The following is a 15,432-nucleotide window of genomic DNA, read 5'->3' as shown; positions in this document are numbered from 1 at the left end:
GATGCACCACGCGAACCACTTCTACGGGCACGCGCACGTGCTAGCCCGCTACGCCGGACTGGGTGACGGGCATCCGCCCCGGATCGACGGGTACGTGCAGCACGGCTGGAACATCGGCGACGGGCTGGCACCCGGCCACCCGTACGCCGACCGCGCCCCCAGCCTGCTCTGGTCCGAGCAGACCCGGCGACGCGCCTGGTCGGTGGGGCGACGCAACGTCACCGTGATCGGGGCGCCCTTCGCGTACCTGCTGGCGACGCGGGCCGCCGAGCCCGCGCCCGAACGGGAGGGCACCATCTGGTACCCGTTCCACGGCTGGGAGGGGCAGCACGTCACCGGTGACCACCGGGAGCTGATCGCCCGGATCCGGGACACCGAGCCCGGCCCGGTCACCGTCTGCCTGTACTGGCACGAGCACCGGATGCGTCGGGTCCGCCGACTCTACGAGAACGCCGGGTTCCGGGTCGTCTGCCACGGCTACCGGGGGCACTGGTGGAAGGACACCGATCCGCTGTTCCTGGACCGGCAGCTCGACGAACTACGCCGCCACCGGCGCGTGGCGTCGAACCGGCTGACCAGCGCCATCTTCTACGGCATCGCCGCCGGGTGCGAACCGGCCGTGTACGGCGACCCGATGACGCTGGCCGACGAGGACCCCACCTTCGGCGGCACCGCCCGCATCCGCCGCCAGTGGCCGGAGCTGCACGGCGAACACCTGCACCTGGCCACCGCCGTGGAGATCACCCGCGCCGAACTGGGCACCGACCACCGCTACCCGCCCACCGCCCTGCGTGAACTGCTGGGCTGGGCGAACCCGGACGAGGAGACGACGTGACGACCGAGACGGCCGTGACGCTGCCCGGCGGCGAGATGCCGACCTGGTCCGACGAGGCCGCCGACGCCGGCCCGCTCGCCACGCTGGTGGCCCGACTGGTGCCCGACGACGCGCGGGTGTTGCTGGCCGGGCCGCACGACCCGGCGGTCCTGGACGCGCTGGCACACACCCGGGTCACCGCGCTGCTGCGCGGCTACCCCGACGCGGCGGCGCTCGCCGGACAGGTCGACCGGGTGGTGGTGGCCGGTGTGGCGGGGCTACCCGCCGACGAGGAGTACGACCTGGTGCTCGCCGCCGCCGGGCTGGACGCGATCGAGTCGGTCGAGGGCCCCCGGTTCGGGTGGGACGCCCGGCTGCGGCGGTTGGCGGCGGCCGTACGCCCCGGCGGGACGCTGCTGCTGCGGCTGGACAACCCGCTCGGCGTACACCGACTGGTGGCCGACTCCCCCTGGTACGCCGACCGCGCCGACGCCGCGTGGACCGTCGGCGGGGCACTCGACCCCGACCGTCCGGCCGCCCTGGACCAACTCCGGACGAGGCTGGCCGACGCCGGGCTGCGAGCGGGCGGCTGCTACGCCGGATACCCCCGCCCGGACCTGACCACCGCGCTGCTGGCGACCGACCGACTCACCCGGCACACCGACTCCGGACTCTTCGACGCGCTGTTGCAGCGCAGTTGCACCGAGGGGTTCGACGGCCGGTTCGTGCTGGCCGACCCGGCCCGGCTGGCCGTGGACGCGCTGCACGCCGGCCGGGCGGTCGAGCTGGCCCCGTGCTGGCTGGTGCTCGCCCAACGGGTCACCGACACCGCCGGGAGCGGTCCGGCCCCCGCCGGACTGCCGGTGGCGCTGGTGCGCGCCCACGGCACGGGTGGCCCGGTCCTTCAGGTGCTCGACGGTCCACCGGGCTGGCGGTGGCACGGCACGGCACCGACCGGACGGACCACACCCGCCACCGCGCCGTACGCGAGCCGACGGGCCGCCCACCGCGACCCGGCGGCACCGGACTGGCCGGTCCCCGACGGGCGGCTGCTGCGGACCCTGCTGCTCGACGGCTGTCTGCGTCGCGACACCGGCCGGTTGCGTCACCTGCTGCGCGGATACGCCGACTGGCTCGCCGGGCAGGCCGAGCAGGGTCGGCTCGGCGGGGCGGCGGCGCTGGCCGGGGCGGACAACCTGGTCGTCGCCGGTGACCGCTTCGCGGTGCTCGATCCGAGTTGGCGGGCCGACGACCCGTTGCCGGTCGACGTGGTGCTCGCCCGCACGCTGTGGCGCTTCGCCACCGAGCTGGTCACCGGCGGGTACGCCCACCCGTGGACCTCCACCCTCGACGTGGCGGGCCTGACCGTGGTGCTCGGCGGGGTGGCCGGGCGGGACTTCGACCGCACGGTGGTGGACGCGGCGGTGGAGACCGAGGCCGCCCTCGGTGCCGCACAGCGGGGCCTGGACGCCGCCGGGCGCGCCGACCTCGACGCCCACCTGCGCGCGGTCACCCCGACCGACCCGCCGTCCGGCCCGCGCAGCTACCAGCAGCTCCACGAGGCGTGGCGACGCCAGCGCGAGGAGAACACCCGGATGGCCGCGCTGCTGGCCTGGACCGAGGAACTGCTCACCTCGCGGGAACGCGCGCTGCGTCGGGCCGAGGCGACGGTCAACCTGCTCAGCGGCTCGCTCAGCTACAAGGTGGGCCGCCTCGCCATCACCCCGGCCCGGCTGGCCCGGCGGGGCGCACGGGCCGCCAAGCGACGGGCCCGCGCCGCGCTGGCCCCCCGGCAGCCGGAACCGAAGCGGACGGAGCGGTCGTGACCGAACGGTTCGTCGGCGTGGTGCAGGCCCGGATGGGCTCCACACGGTTGCCCGGCAAGGTGTTGCGCCCACTCGCCGGACGCAGTGTGCTGGGTCGGGTGGTCCGTGCCGCGCAGGACAGCGGCGTCCTCGCCGACCTGGTGGTGGCCACCAGCGTCGACCCCGGCGACGACGCGGTGGTCGCCGAGTGCGAGCGGCTCGGCGTGGCCTGGCACCGGGGACCGGTGGACGACGTGCTGTCCCGCTTCGTCGGCGCGCTCGACGCGCACCCGGGCGAGGCGGTGATGCGGTTCACCGCCGACTGCCCGCTGCTGGACCCGGAGATCGTCCGGCTGGTCGCCTCGGTGTACCGGGCCGTGCCCGGCCTGGACTACGCCAGCACGTCGATCGCCCGTACGCTGCCGCGCGGCCTGGACGTCGAGATCATTCGGGCCGAGGCGCTACGGACCGTGGACAAGCTCGCCACCGGCCATGACCGGGTGCACGTCACCTCGTACGCGTACGCTCATCCGGAGCGCTTCCGGGTGCTCGGGGTCACCCTCACACCGGACCGGTCCGGGCTGCGGCTCACCCTCGACACCGAGCCGGACTGGCAGGTGGTCAGCGCCGTGGCCGCACACTTCGGTGACGTCGCCGTGCCGCTGGCCACGCTCGCCGACTGGCTCGACGGACGACCCGAGCTGCGGGCGCTCAACGCCGAGGTGCGGCAGAAGCGGTTGGAGGAATGCTGAGCACGGTACGGGTCGGTCTGCGCTGCGACGCGGACCCGCAACGCGGCGTCGGGCATCTGGTGCGCTGTCTCGCCCTCGGCGAGGAACTGCTGGCCCGGGGCGCCACCGTCGAGGTCTTCGGCACGGTCACCGGCGTCGACTGGGCGGCCGGTCGACTCGCCGCCCGGGGCATCCCGCTGCACCCCGGCCCGGACACCCCGGACGCGCTGGTCCGCGCGGCCCGACGGCACGACCTGGACGTGCTGGTGCTCGACTCGTACGACCTCGACCCGGCCTGCGCCGGTGCGCTCCGCGAGGCCGGGGTGCTGACCCTGGCCGTCGTGGACGGCGACACCCGGGGACAGGACGCCGACCTGTTCCTGGACCAGAACGTCGGCGCCGACCTCACGGTACGCACCGGGCGGCTGTTGGCCGGCAGCGCGTACACCCTGCTAGGCGACTCGGTGCTGACCGCCCGCCCGGCGACGCCCCGCCCGACGCGGGTGGACCGGCCCTCGGTGCTGGCCTTCTTCGGCGGCACCGACGCGGCCGGAGCGGCACCGGTCCTGGCCGAACTGCTGATCGCCACCGGGCGGCCGATGACGCTCACCGCCGTCGTCGGGCGGCCCGAGATCACCGGGCGACTCACCGCGCTGCGCACCGGACCGGGTCAGTCGCTGCGGCCGGTGCCGCCCACCGACGCCCTGCCGGACCTGATCGCCGCCGCCGACCTGGTGGTCAGCGCGGCCGGCACGTCGACCTGGGAGCTGTGCTGCCTGGGCGCGCCGTCGGCGCTGGTCTGCGTGGTGGACAACCAACGCGAGTCCTACCACCGGGTGGTCGCCGCCGGGCTGGCCGCCGGGCTCGGCGAACTGCCCGACCTGGTCGCCGACGACACCGCCCAAACCGCCGCCGTCCGACTCCTGGACGAACTGCTCGAAAGCGACGTCCGCCGGGCCGCCCTCTCGGCCCGCGCCCACGCGGCCGTGGACGGGCGCGGCCGGGGCCGGGTGGTCGACGCGGTGCTCGACGCCCTCGACCACCAGTGGATCGCACAGGCGTACTAAACCCCTGCTAGGGTGGCCTCATGTCGCAGGCCGCGTACCAACCGTCGATGCTCGACGTCACCGACGCGCCCCCCGCCCTCGGCCCGCTGGCCGGGCGGCTGCGCCGACACCCGCTGAGCCACGGCGCCTGGGTCGACCACCTGCCCGGCTGGGTGCACGGCTCCGACCAGGTCCTCGACGTGCTCCGCCGGGACGTGCCGTGGCGGGCCGAACGCCGCACCATGTACGACACCGAGGTCGACGTGCCCCGCCTGCTCTGCTGGTACGCCGCCGACCGCCCACTGCCCCACCCGGTGCTCACCACCGCCCGCCAGACGCTGACCCGGCACTACGCCGACGAGCTGGGCGAACCCTTCGTCACCGCCGGCATGTGCCTCTACCGCGACGGCCGCGACAGCGTGGCCTGGCACGGCGACACCCTGGGCCGCTCCGCGCACACCGACACCATGGTCGCCATCGTCTCGTTCGGCTCGCCCCGCCAACTCCTGCTGCGCCCGCGCGGCGGCGGCACCGCCCTACGCTTCCCGCTCGGGCACGGCGACCTGGTCGTGATGGGCGGCTCCTGCCAACGCACCTGGGAACACGCGGTGCCGAAGACCGCCCGACCGGTCGGCCCCCGGGTCAGCGTCCAGTTCCGCCCGGCCGGCGTCGCCTGACCGACCCCCGGGACGGGCCCGACCGCCGACGCGACGGGCCCGACCGGGACGCGGTCAGTCGCGGTCGATCTGGTGACCGACCACCGTCGGGCCGAGCATCACGGCGAAACCGGAGCCGTCCCGACGCGGATCGGCGGCCGGCAACTCCACCGGCTCCCCGTTCGCGGTGGAGCCCACCGGACGCGGACCGATCCAGCCCACGACCACGTCGGTCTCCCCCTTGAGGAACCGCTGCGCCCGCACCCCGCCGGTCGCCCGCCCCTTCACCGGGTACGCCGCCAACGGCGTCACCTTCACGGTCGCCCCGGTGGAGGTGACCACCATGGGCTCGCCGTGCTCCGGATCGTCGGTGCGTACCGCACCGAAGTGGACCACCTGCGCGTCACCCGGCAGCGCGATGCCCGCCATGCCGCCACCCTTGAGCCCCTGTGGACGCACCGTGCCCGCCGGGAAACGCAACAGCGACGCCGCGCTGGTCAGGAACGCCAACGTCTCGGCGCCGTCGGTCAGCCAGGTCGCCCCGACCACCTCGTCGCCCGCGCGCAGCCCGATCACCTCGAACTCGTCCGAACGCACCGGCCAGTCGGGGGCACAGACCTTGACGACACCCTGCCGGGTGCCCAACGCCAGACCGGACGAGCCCTCGGCGGTCGCACCGAGCGGCGCCAGCCCCACCACCGTCTCCCCCGGCGCCAGCGGCACCAGCTCGGCGGCGGACATCCCGCCACGCAACGACACCGTGCCCGCCTGCTCCGGCAACACCGGCAGCGGCAGCACGTCGACCTTGAACGCCCGCCCCGCACTGGTCACCAGCAGCACCCGGCCCCGGGCGGTGGAGTGCACCACCGCGCGTACCGCGTCGTGCTTGACCCGGCCGTGCCGACGCCGCCCCTCGGCGGCCTCCTCCGACTCCGCGGCGGTACGCGCCACCAACCCGGTGGCGGACAGGATCACCTGACACGGATCGTCGGCCACCTCCAGCGGCCCGGCCGGCACGGACGCCGCCAGCACCTCCTTGAGGTCGCCGTCGACGAGGGTCGTCCGGCGCGGCGCGGCGAACTGCTTCACCACCGCGGCCAGCTCGTCGGAGACGACCTTCTTGAGCACGTTCTCGTCGTCCAGGATGGTGGACAGCTCGGCGATCTCCCCGCGCAGCTTCTCCTGCTCGGCCTCCAGCTCCAGCCGGTCGTACTTGGTCAACCGGCGCAACGGCGTGTCCAGGATGTAGGTCGCCTGGATCTCGGAGAGCTTGAACTGCCGCATCAGCCCGCTCTTGGCCGCCTGGGCGTCCTCGCTGGCCCGGATCAGCTTGACCACCTTGTCGATGTCGAGCAGCGCGATCAGCAGGCCGTCGACCAGGTGCAGGCGCTCCTCCCGCTTGCGCTTACGGTAGGAGCTGCGCCGGGTCACCACCTCGTAGCGGTGCGCCAGGAACACCTCCAGCAGCTCCTTGAGCCCCAGGGTGCGCGGTTGGCCGTCGACCAGCACCAGGTTGTTCACGCCGAAGGACTGCTCCAGCGGGGTGAGCCGGTAGAGGTCGGCGAGCAGCGCCTGCGGGTTGACCCCGACCTTGCACTCCACCACGAGGCGGGTGCCGCTCTCCCGGTCGGTCAGGTCCTTGACGTCGGCGATGCCGGTCAGCCGCTTGGTCTTGTTCACCTCGTTGGTGATCGCCGCGATGACCTTCTCCGCGCCCACCCCGTACGGCAGCTCGACCACGGTGATCGCCTGCCGTCCCCGGCTGCCCTCCAGCGGGCCGATCTCCACCTTGCCGCGCATCCGCACCACGCCACGCCCGGTCTCGTACGCCCGACGCACCTCGTCGAGGCCGAGCAGCAGGCCACCGGTGGGCAGGTCGGGACCGGGCACGAACTCCATCAGCTTGTCGAGCGTGGCGGTCGGGTGCCGGATCAGCCAGCGGGCCGCCGAGACGACCTCGCCGAGGTTGTGCGGGATCATGTTCGTCGCCATCCCGACCGCGATCCCGGAGGCCCCGTTGACCAGCAGGTTGGGGAAGGCGGCCGGCAGCACGGTGGGCTGGGTCAGCGAGCCGTCGTAGTTGGGCTCGACGTCGACGGTGTCCTCACCCAACTCGCCGACGAGCAGCATCGCCTCCCGTGACATCCGCGCCTCGGTGTAACGCGCCGCTGCCGGTCCATCGTCCGGGGACCCGAAGTTCCCGTGCCCGTCGATGAGGGGGGTGTTCAGCGAGAAGTCCTGCGCCAACCGCACCATCGCGTCGTAGATGGCGCTGTCGCCGTGCGGATGGTATTTACCCATCGTGTCGCCGACGATGCGGGCCGACTTCACGTGCGCCCGGTCCGGCCGGTAGCCCTGCTCGTACATCGACCAGAGGATGCGCCGGTGCACCGGCTTGAGGCCGTCCCGGGCGTCCGGCAGGGCGCGCGAGTGGATGACCGAGAAGGCGTACTCCAGGTAGGAGTCGGAGACCTCGGTGACCAGCGGGTTGTCGACGATCCGCGCGCCCGCCCGGTCGAACGCGGAGTGGTCGACCTTGGTGTCCTTGCGGCGTGCCATGGCTCAGCTTTCCTTCCGGAACCGGTGGTCAGGCGTCGATGGCGTCGCGGTCGACGCGGTCGGCGGAGTCGATCAGCCAGTTGCGGCGCGGCTCGACCTTCTCCCCCATCAGCAGGTCGAGGATCCGCTCGGCGGCGTCGACGTCGTCGATGGTGATCCGGCGCACCGACCGGGTGGCCGGGTTCATCGTGGTTTCCCACAACTCGTCGGCGTCCATCTCACCGAGACCCTTGAAGCGCGGCACCGGCGTGACGATCTGCTTGCCGGCCGACGCCAGCTTGCGCACCGTCGCCTCCATCTCCGCCTGGGTGTAGGTGTAGATGGTCTCGGGGTTGCGCCCCTTGGTGGTGATCTTGTGCAGGGGCGGCATCGCGGCGTAGAGCCGGCCCGACTCGATCAGCGGGCGCATGTAGCGGGCGAAGAGGGTGATCAGCAGCGTCCGGATGTGCGCGCCGTCGACGTCCGCGTCGGCCATGATGAGCACCCGGCCGTAGCGCAGCGACGACAGGTCGAAGGTACGCCCCGAACCCGCGCCGAGGACCTGCACGATCGCCGCGCACTCGGCGTTGTCCAGCACCTGCTGGAGGTTGGCCTTCTGCACGTTCAGGATCTTGCCCCGGATCGGCAGAAGCGCCTGATATTCCGCAGAACGGGCAAGTCGCCCGGTGCCCAATGCGCTGTCGCCCTCGACGATGAACAGCTCACTTCTGTCGATACCCGCGGCCCGGCAGTCGACCAGCTTGGGCGGCATGGACGCGCCCTCCAGGGCGGTCTTGCGCCGGGCGGCGTCCTTCTGCTGCTTCTGGGTCAGCCGCACCCGGGCCGCGTCGACGATCTTCTGGAGGACCGTCCGGGCCTCGGTCTTGGTCCTACGGTCGTCCAGCCAGGACTTGACGTGCTGCTCGACCAGGCCCTGCACCACCTTGACCACACCGGCGGTGGACAGCTCGTCCTTGGTCTGCGAGGTGAACTGCGGCTCGGGCACCCGCACGTGCACCACCGCGGTCATGCCCTCCAGGACGTCGTCCAGCGTGGGCGCGTCCTCCTTGGCCTTCAGCAGGCCCCGGGTGTTGCGGACGGCGTCGGCGAGGGTACGCGCCAGCGCCCGCTCGAAGCCCTTGCGGTGGGTCCCGCCGTGCGCGTTGCGGATGGTGTTGGTGAAGCACTCGACGGTGCGCTCGTAGCCGGTGCCCCAGCGGAAGGCCACCTCGATCTCGGCGCGCCGCTGCACGTTGGACTGCATCACGCCGTTGGCGTCGGCGGCGTTCTCGCGGTAGGTCCCCTCGCCGGTGACCAGCAGGGTGCCGGAGACCGGTCGGTCGCCGCCCGGAGCGAGGAACTCCACCATGTCGGTGAGCCCGTTCGGGTAGTGGAACCGCTCCTCGGTGGGCTGCTCGCCGGTGAGGTCGCGCAGGGTGTAGCTGACGCCGGGGACCAGGAACGCGGTGTGGCGCAGCTTGGCCCGGACCGCGTCGTGGTCGAGGGCGGCGCCGGTCTCGAAGTAGCGGGGGTCGTACCAGTAGCGGATCGAGGTGCCGGTGCGCTGGTTGCGCTTGACCGCGCCGACGATCTGGAGGCCCGGGCCGGGGGCGAAGGAGGCGTCCGGTCCGTCGCCGTCGAAGATGCCGGGCACACCGTGCCGGAACGACATGGTGTGCACCTTGCCGCCCCGCCGGACGGTGACGTCGAAGCGGCGGGACAGCGCGTTGACCGCCGAGGCGCCGACACCGTGCAGGCCGCCGGAGGTCTTGTAGCCGGAGCCGCCGAACTTGCCCCCGGCGTGCAGCCGGGTGAGGACCAGCTCGACGCCGGAGATGCCGGAGCGGGCATGCACGTCGGTGGGGATGCCGCGCCCGTCGTCGTCGACCTGCACCGAGCCGTCGGGGTGCAGGATGACCTCGATCTTCGTGGCGTGACCGGCCACACCCTCGTCGGTGGAGTTGTCGAGAATCTCGTTGACGAGGTGGCCCACGCCACGGCTGTCGGTGGAACCGATGTACATGCCGGGACGCTTGCGGACGGCGTCCAGCCCCTCGAGGTGGGTGAGGTCGTCGGCCCCATACAGGGTCTCAGGCTCTGCGGTCAACTGGTCGTACTCCCCGGTCTCGGCGATGTGCTGCACCGCACCGTCGGCGGTCGGCCCGGCGCGGGCACGCCGCAGCGAGCGTAGCCGCACGCCCCGACAAGCCGAGCGGACACCCACGCGGCACGCCGCGTGGCGGCGCTGCTGGTGGACCTTGCCGCGGTCAACGTCCGGGTGTCCGGCGTTATGCCCGGCCCCCGGTGCGCGTGGTGCGGGCGTACGCCTCCGGCGTCCCTGGCGTCCCGGTGCCACTCATGTTTCCCATGGTTGACGTGCGTCACACCCGCGTGATGTCATCACGTTCTAGAGGATCTTTCATATTTCCATGAACGGATGGGGAAGCCATGTCCGGGTTGCGTCGTACCGCCGCGTTGGCCCTGGCCATCGCCACAGCGGCCGTCACCACCACCGTCGCCGCGTCCGCCCCCGCCGGGGCGGCTCCACCCACCGCGGCGGTCGCCCTCGGCGACAGCTTCATCAGCGGCGAAGGCGCCGGGGCCTACCAGCCGGTGGCCGACTCGACCGGCGTCGCGCGGGGCTTCCCGGGGTGGACGGCGCCGAACAGTGACGCCTTCTTCTGCCACCGGTCCGGCAACGCCTCGCTGCACCAGGCGTCGCTGCCCGGCATCCAGGCCCGGTTCAACCTGGCCTGCTCCGGTGGGCAGCCGCACGACATCGCCGCCGCCTCGTCGGCCCGCGCCAACGGGCGTCAGGTCGCCGCGCAGCTCGACCAGCTCCGGACGGTCGCCCAGACCCACGACATCGACCTAGTGCTGATCGGTCTCGGCTCCAACAACAGCTCGTTCACCTTCGGCGGGGTCGCCGAGAAGTGCGCCAACCGGTTCATCGCCGACGCCTGGACGGGCTGGTGGGAGTTCTGGGCGTACCTGAACGGGCCGGTGGAGCAGAAGCCGTGCACCGACGCCGACCTGGCGACCCCGGCGCAACTCGCCGCCGCCACCGCCGAGACCACCGCGGCCGTGCGGCAGATCCTGACCACGCTGCGCGAGGTGGACGCCGACGGCCAGCACCGCGTGGTGTTGCAGGACTACACCAACCCGCTGCCGCTGGAACTGGAGGCCGGATACCACTCCGAGGACAGCCGGGACGACACCCGGGACAAGTTCCGCGCGCTGGGTGCCGAGCGGTACGCGGCCGGCTGCCCGATCCACCGCGCCAGCCTGGCGCCCGGGCACCGGTTCTCGCAGGGCCTCGGCACCATCGTCAGCTCCGCCCGGAGCACGCTGGCCGCCGAGTTCCCCGACGTCGACCTGGTCTACCTCAACGTGCAGCGGGCCTTCGACGGCGCCCGGCTCTGCGAGCGGACCAACAGCCCGACGGGCACTCTGGCCACCCCGATCCGGTTGCAGGACAACCCGCCCAACGGCACCTTCGTCACCAGCCTCTCCGGCAAGGACAAGATCGCCATTCAGCGGATCGCCAACACCTGCGTGACCTACTTCCAGACCTGCCAGGAGTCGTGGCACCCGAACGCCGCCGGACACCAGGTGCTCGGGCAGTGCCTGACCGGCGCGGCCACCACCGCCGCCCGATCGGTGGCCTGCGTACGCGCCTCGAACGGCACGATCAGCGTCTCCTGAACCACCCCCGAGGGGCCGTCCCGACGCGACCACCCGCGCGTCGGGGCGGCCCCGCGCCCTGCGTGGATTAGCCGGTGCGGACCGGGGTAAGCCGCAGCGCCCGACACGGTGGAGGGGGACCTGATGTCTGACAGTCACACCGCACTGCGATCGATGCACGACCTGGGCCTGGCGGCCTGGTTCGGCGGCTCCCTGATGGGAGCGTTCGGCGTCAACGGCGCCGCGGCCCGCATCGACGACTCGACCAAGCGGCTCTCGACGGCCTCGACCGGCTGGACCCGGTGGACCCCGGTCAACGCCGCCGCGATCGGCGCGCACCTGGCCGGTGCGGTCGGCGAGCTGGTCACCGAGAGCCCGCGGATGGCCGCCCAGCGGGGCGTCGGCCGGGCCAGCACGGTGAAGACCGCGCTGACCGTCGGCGCGCTCGCGGTGACCGGCTACAGCCGGCTGCTCGGCATGCGTCTGGCCAAGGCCGGCACGACGTCGGTGCAGGGCGTGACCGAGCCCAACGGGCAGACCCCGGCGCACGTGGCCGCCAGCCAGCGCCAGTTGCGGATGCTCCAGTGGGCCATCCCGGCGCTGACCGGGGCGCTGATCGTGGTCACCGCGTACATGGGTGAGCAGCAGAAGCCCGGGCAGGTGCTGCGCGGGATCCTCGGCCGGGCCAACGGCCTGGCACATGCGCCGGGCCGGATGGGCAAGGGTGCCGGCGGGATGGCGGCCATGCACGCGGTTCGGCGGCACATGGCCATGAACGGCCGCTGACGGCCGACCGGCACGACGCGCGCACCGACCGCGACCGCCGGCGTACCGACAGGCGAGGTGGCCATGAGCGACAGGGACAGGCAGGACCGGGGACCGGAGAGCGTCGCGCCCTGGGGCACCACGGACGGCTTCGACGCCGACCCGCCGTGGGGTGCGGGCGAGCACTCGCCGATGGACGAGGGCAGCGAGGAGACCGCGGTGCCCGAGGGACGACGGGGCGAGCGGCGGGCGGCGGACGGGTCGCCGCAGCGGCCCGAGGGACGGCACGGGTTCGGGTCGGTGGAGCCGACCCGTACGCCCGAGGCCGGACCGGGCGCACCACCGGACCCGGCCCCGGCGAGGCGGCCGTTCCCAGACGACGTGGCCGGCGAGGATCTGCCGGACAACGCGCTGGAGGAGGCGACCGGTATGCACACCGAGGGCTCCTGGCACGGTTGAGTTTCGGTCCGTGCCGTCCGGTCAGGACGGCACGGACCGGGCCGCCTTCACGCCGAGCAGCGCGGCGCTGGGCCTGGCCGGCGCAGCAGGTGTTGAACAGCACGTGCGTTCGTCGACCTGACCGGCGAGGTCGGTGAGCAGCTCCGACCAGCGGCGCAGTTCCTCGTCGCCGTAGGCGTAGCGGAAACGTTCCTCCTTGTCGCCGCCGTCCCAGGCGGTGCTGTGCCCGTGAAACCGGATCATCGCCAGCCGGGCGGTGGCCAGCGGGACCGGTCGCCCGGATCGGCAACCGATGGGGCACGCCGTCCGCCCTCGGGTTTGTCCGGGCGTCGGCCGGGGAGGCAGCCGGTGGACGAAGGAGGCGACAGATGCGCGCGTTGAGGCTGCCCGCCTGGAAGAGCGAACCGGAACTGGTCGAGATCGACGAGCCGACACCCGGCCCCGGCCAGGTGGTGGTGAAGATCGGTGGTGCCGGGGCCTGCCACTCGGACCTGCACCTGATGCACGACTTCGACTCGGGCACGCTGCCCTGGGGGCCGCCGTTCGTGCTGGGGCACGAGAACGCCGGCTGGGTGCACGCTCTCGGCGCCGGGGTGACCGGGTTGGAGGTGGGCCAGCCGGTCGCGGTGTACGGGCCGTGGGGCTGCGGTGTGTGTGCCCGCTGTCGGGTCGGCGCCGACAACTACTGCGAGAACCCGGCCGCCGCGCCGGTGCCCGGTGGCGGTGGTGGTCTCGGCCTGGACGGTGGCATGGCCGAGTACGAGCTGGTGCCGGCCGCCCGGCACGTGGTGCCGTTGCCGGACGGGTTGGACCCGGTGCAGGCGGCGCCGTTGACCGACGCGGGGCTGACCCCGTACCACGCGATCCGTCGGTCCTGGCCCAAGCTGGTGCCGGGCAGCACGGCGGTGGTGATCGGCATCGGCGGCCTGGGGCACGTGGGCGTGCAGATCCTCAAGGCCACCACCGCCGCCCGGGTCGTCGCGGTGGACACCCGGGACGAGGCGTTGCGGCTCGCGCAGGAGTGCGGCGCGGACCTGGCGTTGAAGTCCGGGGCGGGCACTGCCGACGAGATCCGGACGCTGACCGGCGGCCGGGGTGCCGACGTGGTGCTCGACTTCGTCGGCGCGGACCCCACCCTGAAGCTCGCCGTCTCGGTGGTGCGGACCGTCGGCGACCTGACCATCGTGGGTATCGGCGGCGGCTCGCTGACCGTGGGCTTCTTCACGGTGCCGTACGAGGCCAGCGTGCAGACCACCTACTGGGGCAGCCGACCGGAGCTGATCGAGGTGCTCGACCTGGGGGCACGCGGTCTGGTCCGCCCGAAGACCACCACGTTCGGGCTAACCGACGCGTTGGAGGCGTACCGCCGGATGCAGGACGGCACGCTGGAGGGCCGGGCGGTCATCGTGCCGTGAGGGCCGGCCCGCCTACAGTGATCATGTGGTCGCCGCGCTGGAGCTCTATCTGGACACCGTCGCCACCCGCCGGATCCGGGTGCTCTGGGACGCCCTGGAGGCCGAGGGGGTGCAGAGCATGCGGTCCCTGCTGGAGCAGCGGCACCGGCCGCACGTCTCGCTGGCGGTCGCGCCGCGTCTCGACCCGGAGCAGGTGGCGGCGGCGCTGACCGGCACCGTCGTGGCGGCGCCGCTGCGGCTGTCGTTCCAGCACGCCGGCCAGTTCGTCGGCCGGGTGCTCTGGCTGGGGCCGGTGCCCACCACGGACCTGCTGGCGCACCACCGGCTGGTGCACGACCGGCTCACCGCCGCAGGTGTCGGGCTGGTCGAGCACTACCGGCCGGACCGCTGGGTGCCGCACTGCACGCTGTCCATGCGGGTGCCGAACACGTTGATGGCGATCGCGGTCCGCCGCTGCCTGGAGGTTCTGCCGCTGGAGGCCACCGTGATCGGTGCGGCGCTGACCGACCACGCCCGGGGCATCTCGCACCCGCTGTCCTGACGCGCCGGGGCTCAGCTCGACGGGTCGGCGCGGCCGTGCCGCCAGTAGCCCATGAAGGCCACCGCCCGCCGGTCCAGGCCGCACTCGGTGACCAGGTGCCGGCGCAGGGTACGGATGACACCCGCCTCCCCCGCCAGCCACGCGTACAGCGGCGCGGACGGCAGCGCGTCGGGCACCTCCCAGAGGATCGCGCGGTCCACGTCCACGTCGTCGACGAGCTGACCGCCCGACGCGTACGCCCCGGACACGCCCGCCCCGACCGGCAGCGCCCGGGCCAGCAGGTCCTCGGCGGCAGCGGCCACCGCGGGGACCAGTCGGGCACCGTACGGCCCACCGTCGCGCGACAGCCAGGTCACCTCGACGCCGGGCGGCACCACCAGCGGCAGCGCGTCCGCCGCCGACGGCACCTCCAGCAGCACCCGGCCCCGGGCGTCGGACGGCAGCCGCTCGCAGATCCCGCCGATCGCCGGCACCGCCGTCTCGTCCCCGGCGAGCAGCAGCCGACCGGTGGACGGCGGACGGAACTCCCGTCCACCGTGGTCGCCGTCGTACCCGGCGTCCGGGCCGGCGATGGCGATCTCGTCGCCGGGGCGTACCCGCCGCGCCCACCGGGTCGCCGGGCCGGAGTCACCGTGCAGCACCAGGTCGACGTCCACCTCGTTGAGATGGGGCCGGACCGCTCGCGCGGTGTAGGTGCGGATCGGGTTGCGCAGGTGCTCCGGCAGGGCCCGCCACTGCGCGTACCAGTCCGGCCCGTGCGGCAGGTCCGCCCCACGCTGGCCGGGCAGCGGCAACGCCAGCTTGATCCGCTGGTCGTAGCCGTTGTCGGCGAAGCGGTCCAGGTCCGGGCCGGTGAAGGTGACCCGGACGAAGGAGGGGCTGAGCCGGGTTACCGCGCGGACCTCGACGGCGAACAGCCGCCAGGGCGTGATCGGCAGGGTGTGGGTCATGGTGCCTCTCTGGTGCGGACCGGTGGCG

14 protein-coding genes are annotated in these 15,432 nt (G+C 73.4%); 10 read left to right on the top strand and 4 right to left on the bottom strand.

Going from position 1 to position 15,432, the window contains the following annotated elements:
- Nucleotide 1: 1 nt before the first annotated feature.
- From ACQVFL_RS09160 to ACQVFL_RS09140, 5 genes are read left to right on the top strand one after another with little or no spacing between them, the layout of a single operon-like run.
- A complete protein-coding gene (locus ACQVFL_RS09160; protein ID WP_396691351.1) occupies nt 2–835 on the top strand; it encodes a hypothetical protein in 834 nt (277 codons plus the stop codon).
- On the top strand, nt 832–2,640 hold the full coding sequence (locus ACQVFL_RS09155; RefSeq protein WP_431729158.1) for a class I SAM-dependent methyltransferase: 1,809 nt from the start codon (nt 832–834) through the stop codon (nt 2,638–2,640). The genes ACQVFL_RS09160 and ACQVFL_RS09155 overlap by 4 nt, the downstream gene beginning before the upstream one ends.
- Entirely contained in the window at nt 2,637–3,371 is a 735-nt protein-coding gene (locus ACQVFL_RS09150) for a cytidylyltransferase domain-containing protein (RefSeq protein WP_396691354.1), read from the top strand. Before ACQVFL_RS09155 ends, ACQVFL_RS09150 begins: the two co-directional genes overlap by 4 nt.
- A complete protein-coding gene (locus ACQVFL_RS09145; RefSeq protein ID WP_431729801.1) occupies nt 3,368–4,417 on the top strand; it encodes a PseG/SpsG family protein in 1,050 nt (349 codons plus the stop codon). Before ACQVFL_RS09150 ends, ACQVFL_RS09145 begins: the two co-directional genes overlap by 4 nt.
- A gap of 20 nt (nt 4,418–4,437) precedes the next feature.
- Complete coding sequence (locus ACQVFL_RS09140; RefSeq protein WP_431729157.1) at nt 4,438–5,073, top strand: alpha-ketoglutarate-dependent dioxygenase AlkB; 636 nt, start codon at nt 4,438–4,440, stop codon at nt 5,071–5,073.
- Nucleotides 5,074–5,127: 54 nt separating this feature from the next.
- Here ACQVFL_RS09140 and ACQVFL_RS09135 read toward each other — a convergent pair whose 3' ends face one another.
- Nucleotides 5,128–7,611, bottom strand: coding sequence for a DNA gyrase/topoisomerase IV subunit A (locus ACQVFL_RS09135; protein ID WP_431729156.1), 2,484 nt, complete (start codon nt 7,609–7,611; stop codon nt 5,128–5,130).
- 28 nt (nt 7,612–7,639) lie between these two features.
- Entirely contained in the window at nt 7,640–9,697 is a 2,058-nt protein-coding gene (locus ACQVFL_RS09130) for a DNA gyrase/topoisomerase IV subunit B (RefSeq protein ID WP_431729800.1), read from the bottom strand.
- A gap of 341 nt (nt 9,698–10,038) precedes the next feature.
- On the opposite strand from ACQVFL_RS09130, the gene ACQVFL_RS09125 reads away from it, so the two are divergent.
- From ACQVFL_RS09125 to ACQVFL_RS09115, 3 genes are all read left to right on the top strand, one after another.
- Nucleotides 10,039–11,295, top strand: a complete 1,257-nt coding sequence (locus tag ACQVFL_RS09125) for a hypothetical protein (RefSeq protein WP_396691358.1) — start codon at nt 10,039–10,041, stop codon at nt 11,293–11,295.
- A gap of 123 nt (nt 11,296–11,418) precedes the next feature.
- Nucleotides 11,419–12,060: a hypothetical protein gene (locus tag ACQVFL_RS09120; RefSeq protein ID WP_396691360.1), complete on the top strand. Its 642-nt coding sequence runs from the start codon at nt 11,419–11,421 to the stop codon at nt 12,058–12,060.
- 63 nt (nt 12,061–12,123) lie between these two features.
- Entirely contained in the window at nt 12,124–12,498 is a 375-nt protein-coding gene (locus ACQVFL_RS09115; RefSeq protein WP_431729155.1) for a hypothetical protein, read from the top strand.
- Nucleotides 12,499–12,519: 21 nt separating this feature from the next.
- Here the strand turns inward: ACQVFL_RS09115 and ACQVFL_RS09110 are convergent, their stop codons facing one another.
- Complete coding sequence (locus ACQVFL_RS09110; protein ID WP_396691363.1) at nt 12,520–12,741, bottom strand: hypothetical protein; 222 nt, start codon at nt 12,739–12,741, stop codon at nt 12,520–12,522.
- A 125-nt stretch (nt 12,742–12,866) separates the two neighbouring features.
- On the opposite strand from ACQVFL_RS09110, the gene ACQVFL_RS09105 reads away from it, so the two are divergent.
- Both ACQVFL_RS09105 and ACQVFL_RS09100 read left to right on the top strand, forming a co-directional pair.
- Nucleotides 12,867–13,913 carry an NAD(P)-dependent alcohol dehydrogenase gene (locus ACQVFL_RS09105; RefSeq protein WP_396691365.1) on the top strand — a complete coding sequence of 349 codons (1,047 nt, stop codon included), beginning with the start codon at nt 12,867–12,869 and terminating at the stop codon, nt 13,911–13,913.
- Between the two features lie 25 nt (nt 13,914–13,938).
- The gene (locus tag ACQVFL_RS09100; protein ID WP_396691367.1) at nt 13,939–14,454 is read left to right on the top strand and encodes a 2'-5' RNA ligase family protein; all 516 of its coding nucleotides are present in this window, start codon (nt 13,939–13,941) and stop codon (nt 14,452–14,454) included.
- Nucleotides 14,455–14,465: 11 nt separating this feature from the next.
- Here the strand turns inward: ACQVFL_RS09100 and ACQVFL_RS09095 are convergent, their stop codons facing one another.
- Entirely contained in the window at nt 14,466–15,404 is a 939-nt protein-coding gene (locus ACQVFL_RS09095) for a siderophore-interacting protein (protein ID WP_396691369.1), read from the bottom strand.
- Nucleotides 15,405–15,432: the final 28 nt, after the last annotated feature.

This window comes from Verrucosispora sp. TAA-831 (genome assembly GCF_050780145.1).
Classification (GTDB): domain Bacteria; phylum Actinomycetota; class Actinomycetes; order Mycobacteriales; family Micromonosporaceae; genus Micromonospora.
Note: the sequence above shows the minus strand (reverse complement) of the source record. Positions and strands in the feature narration are given on the sequence as shown.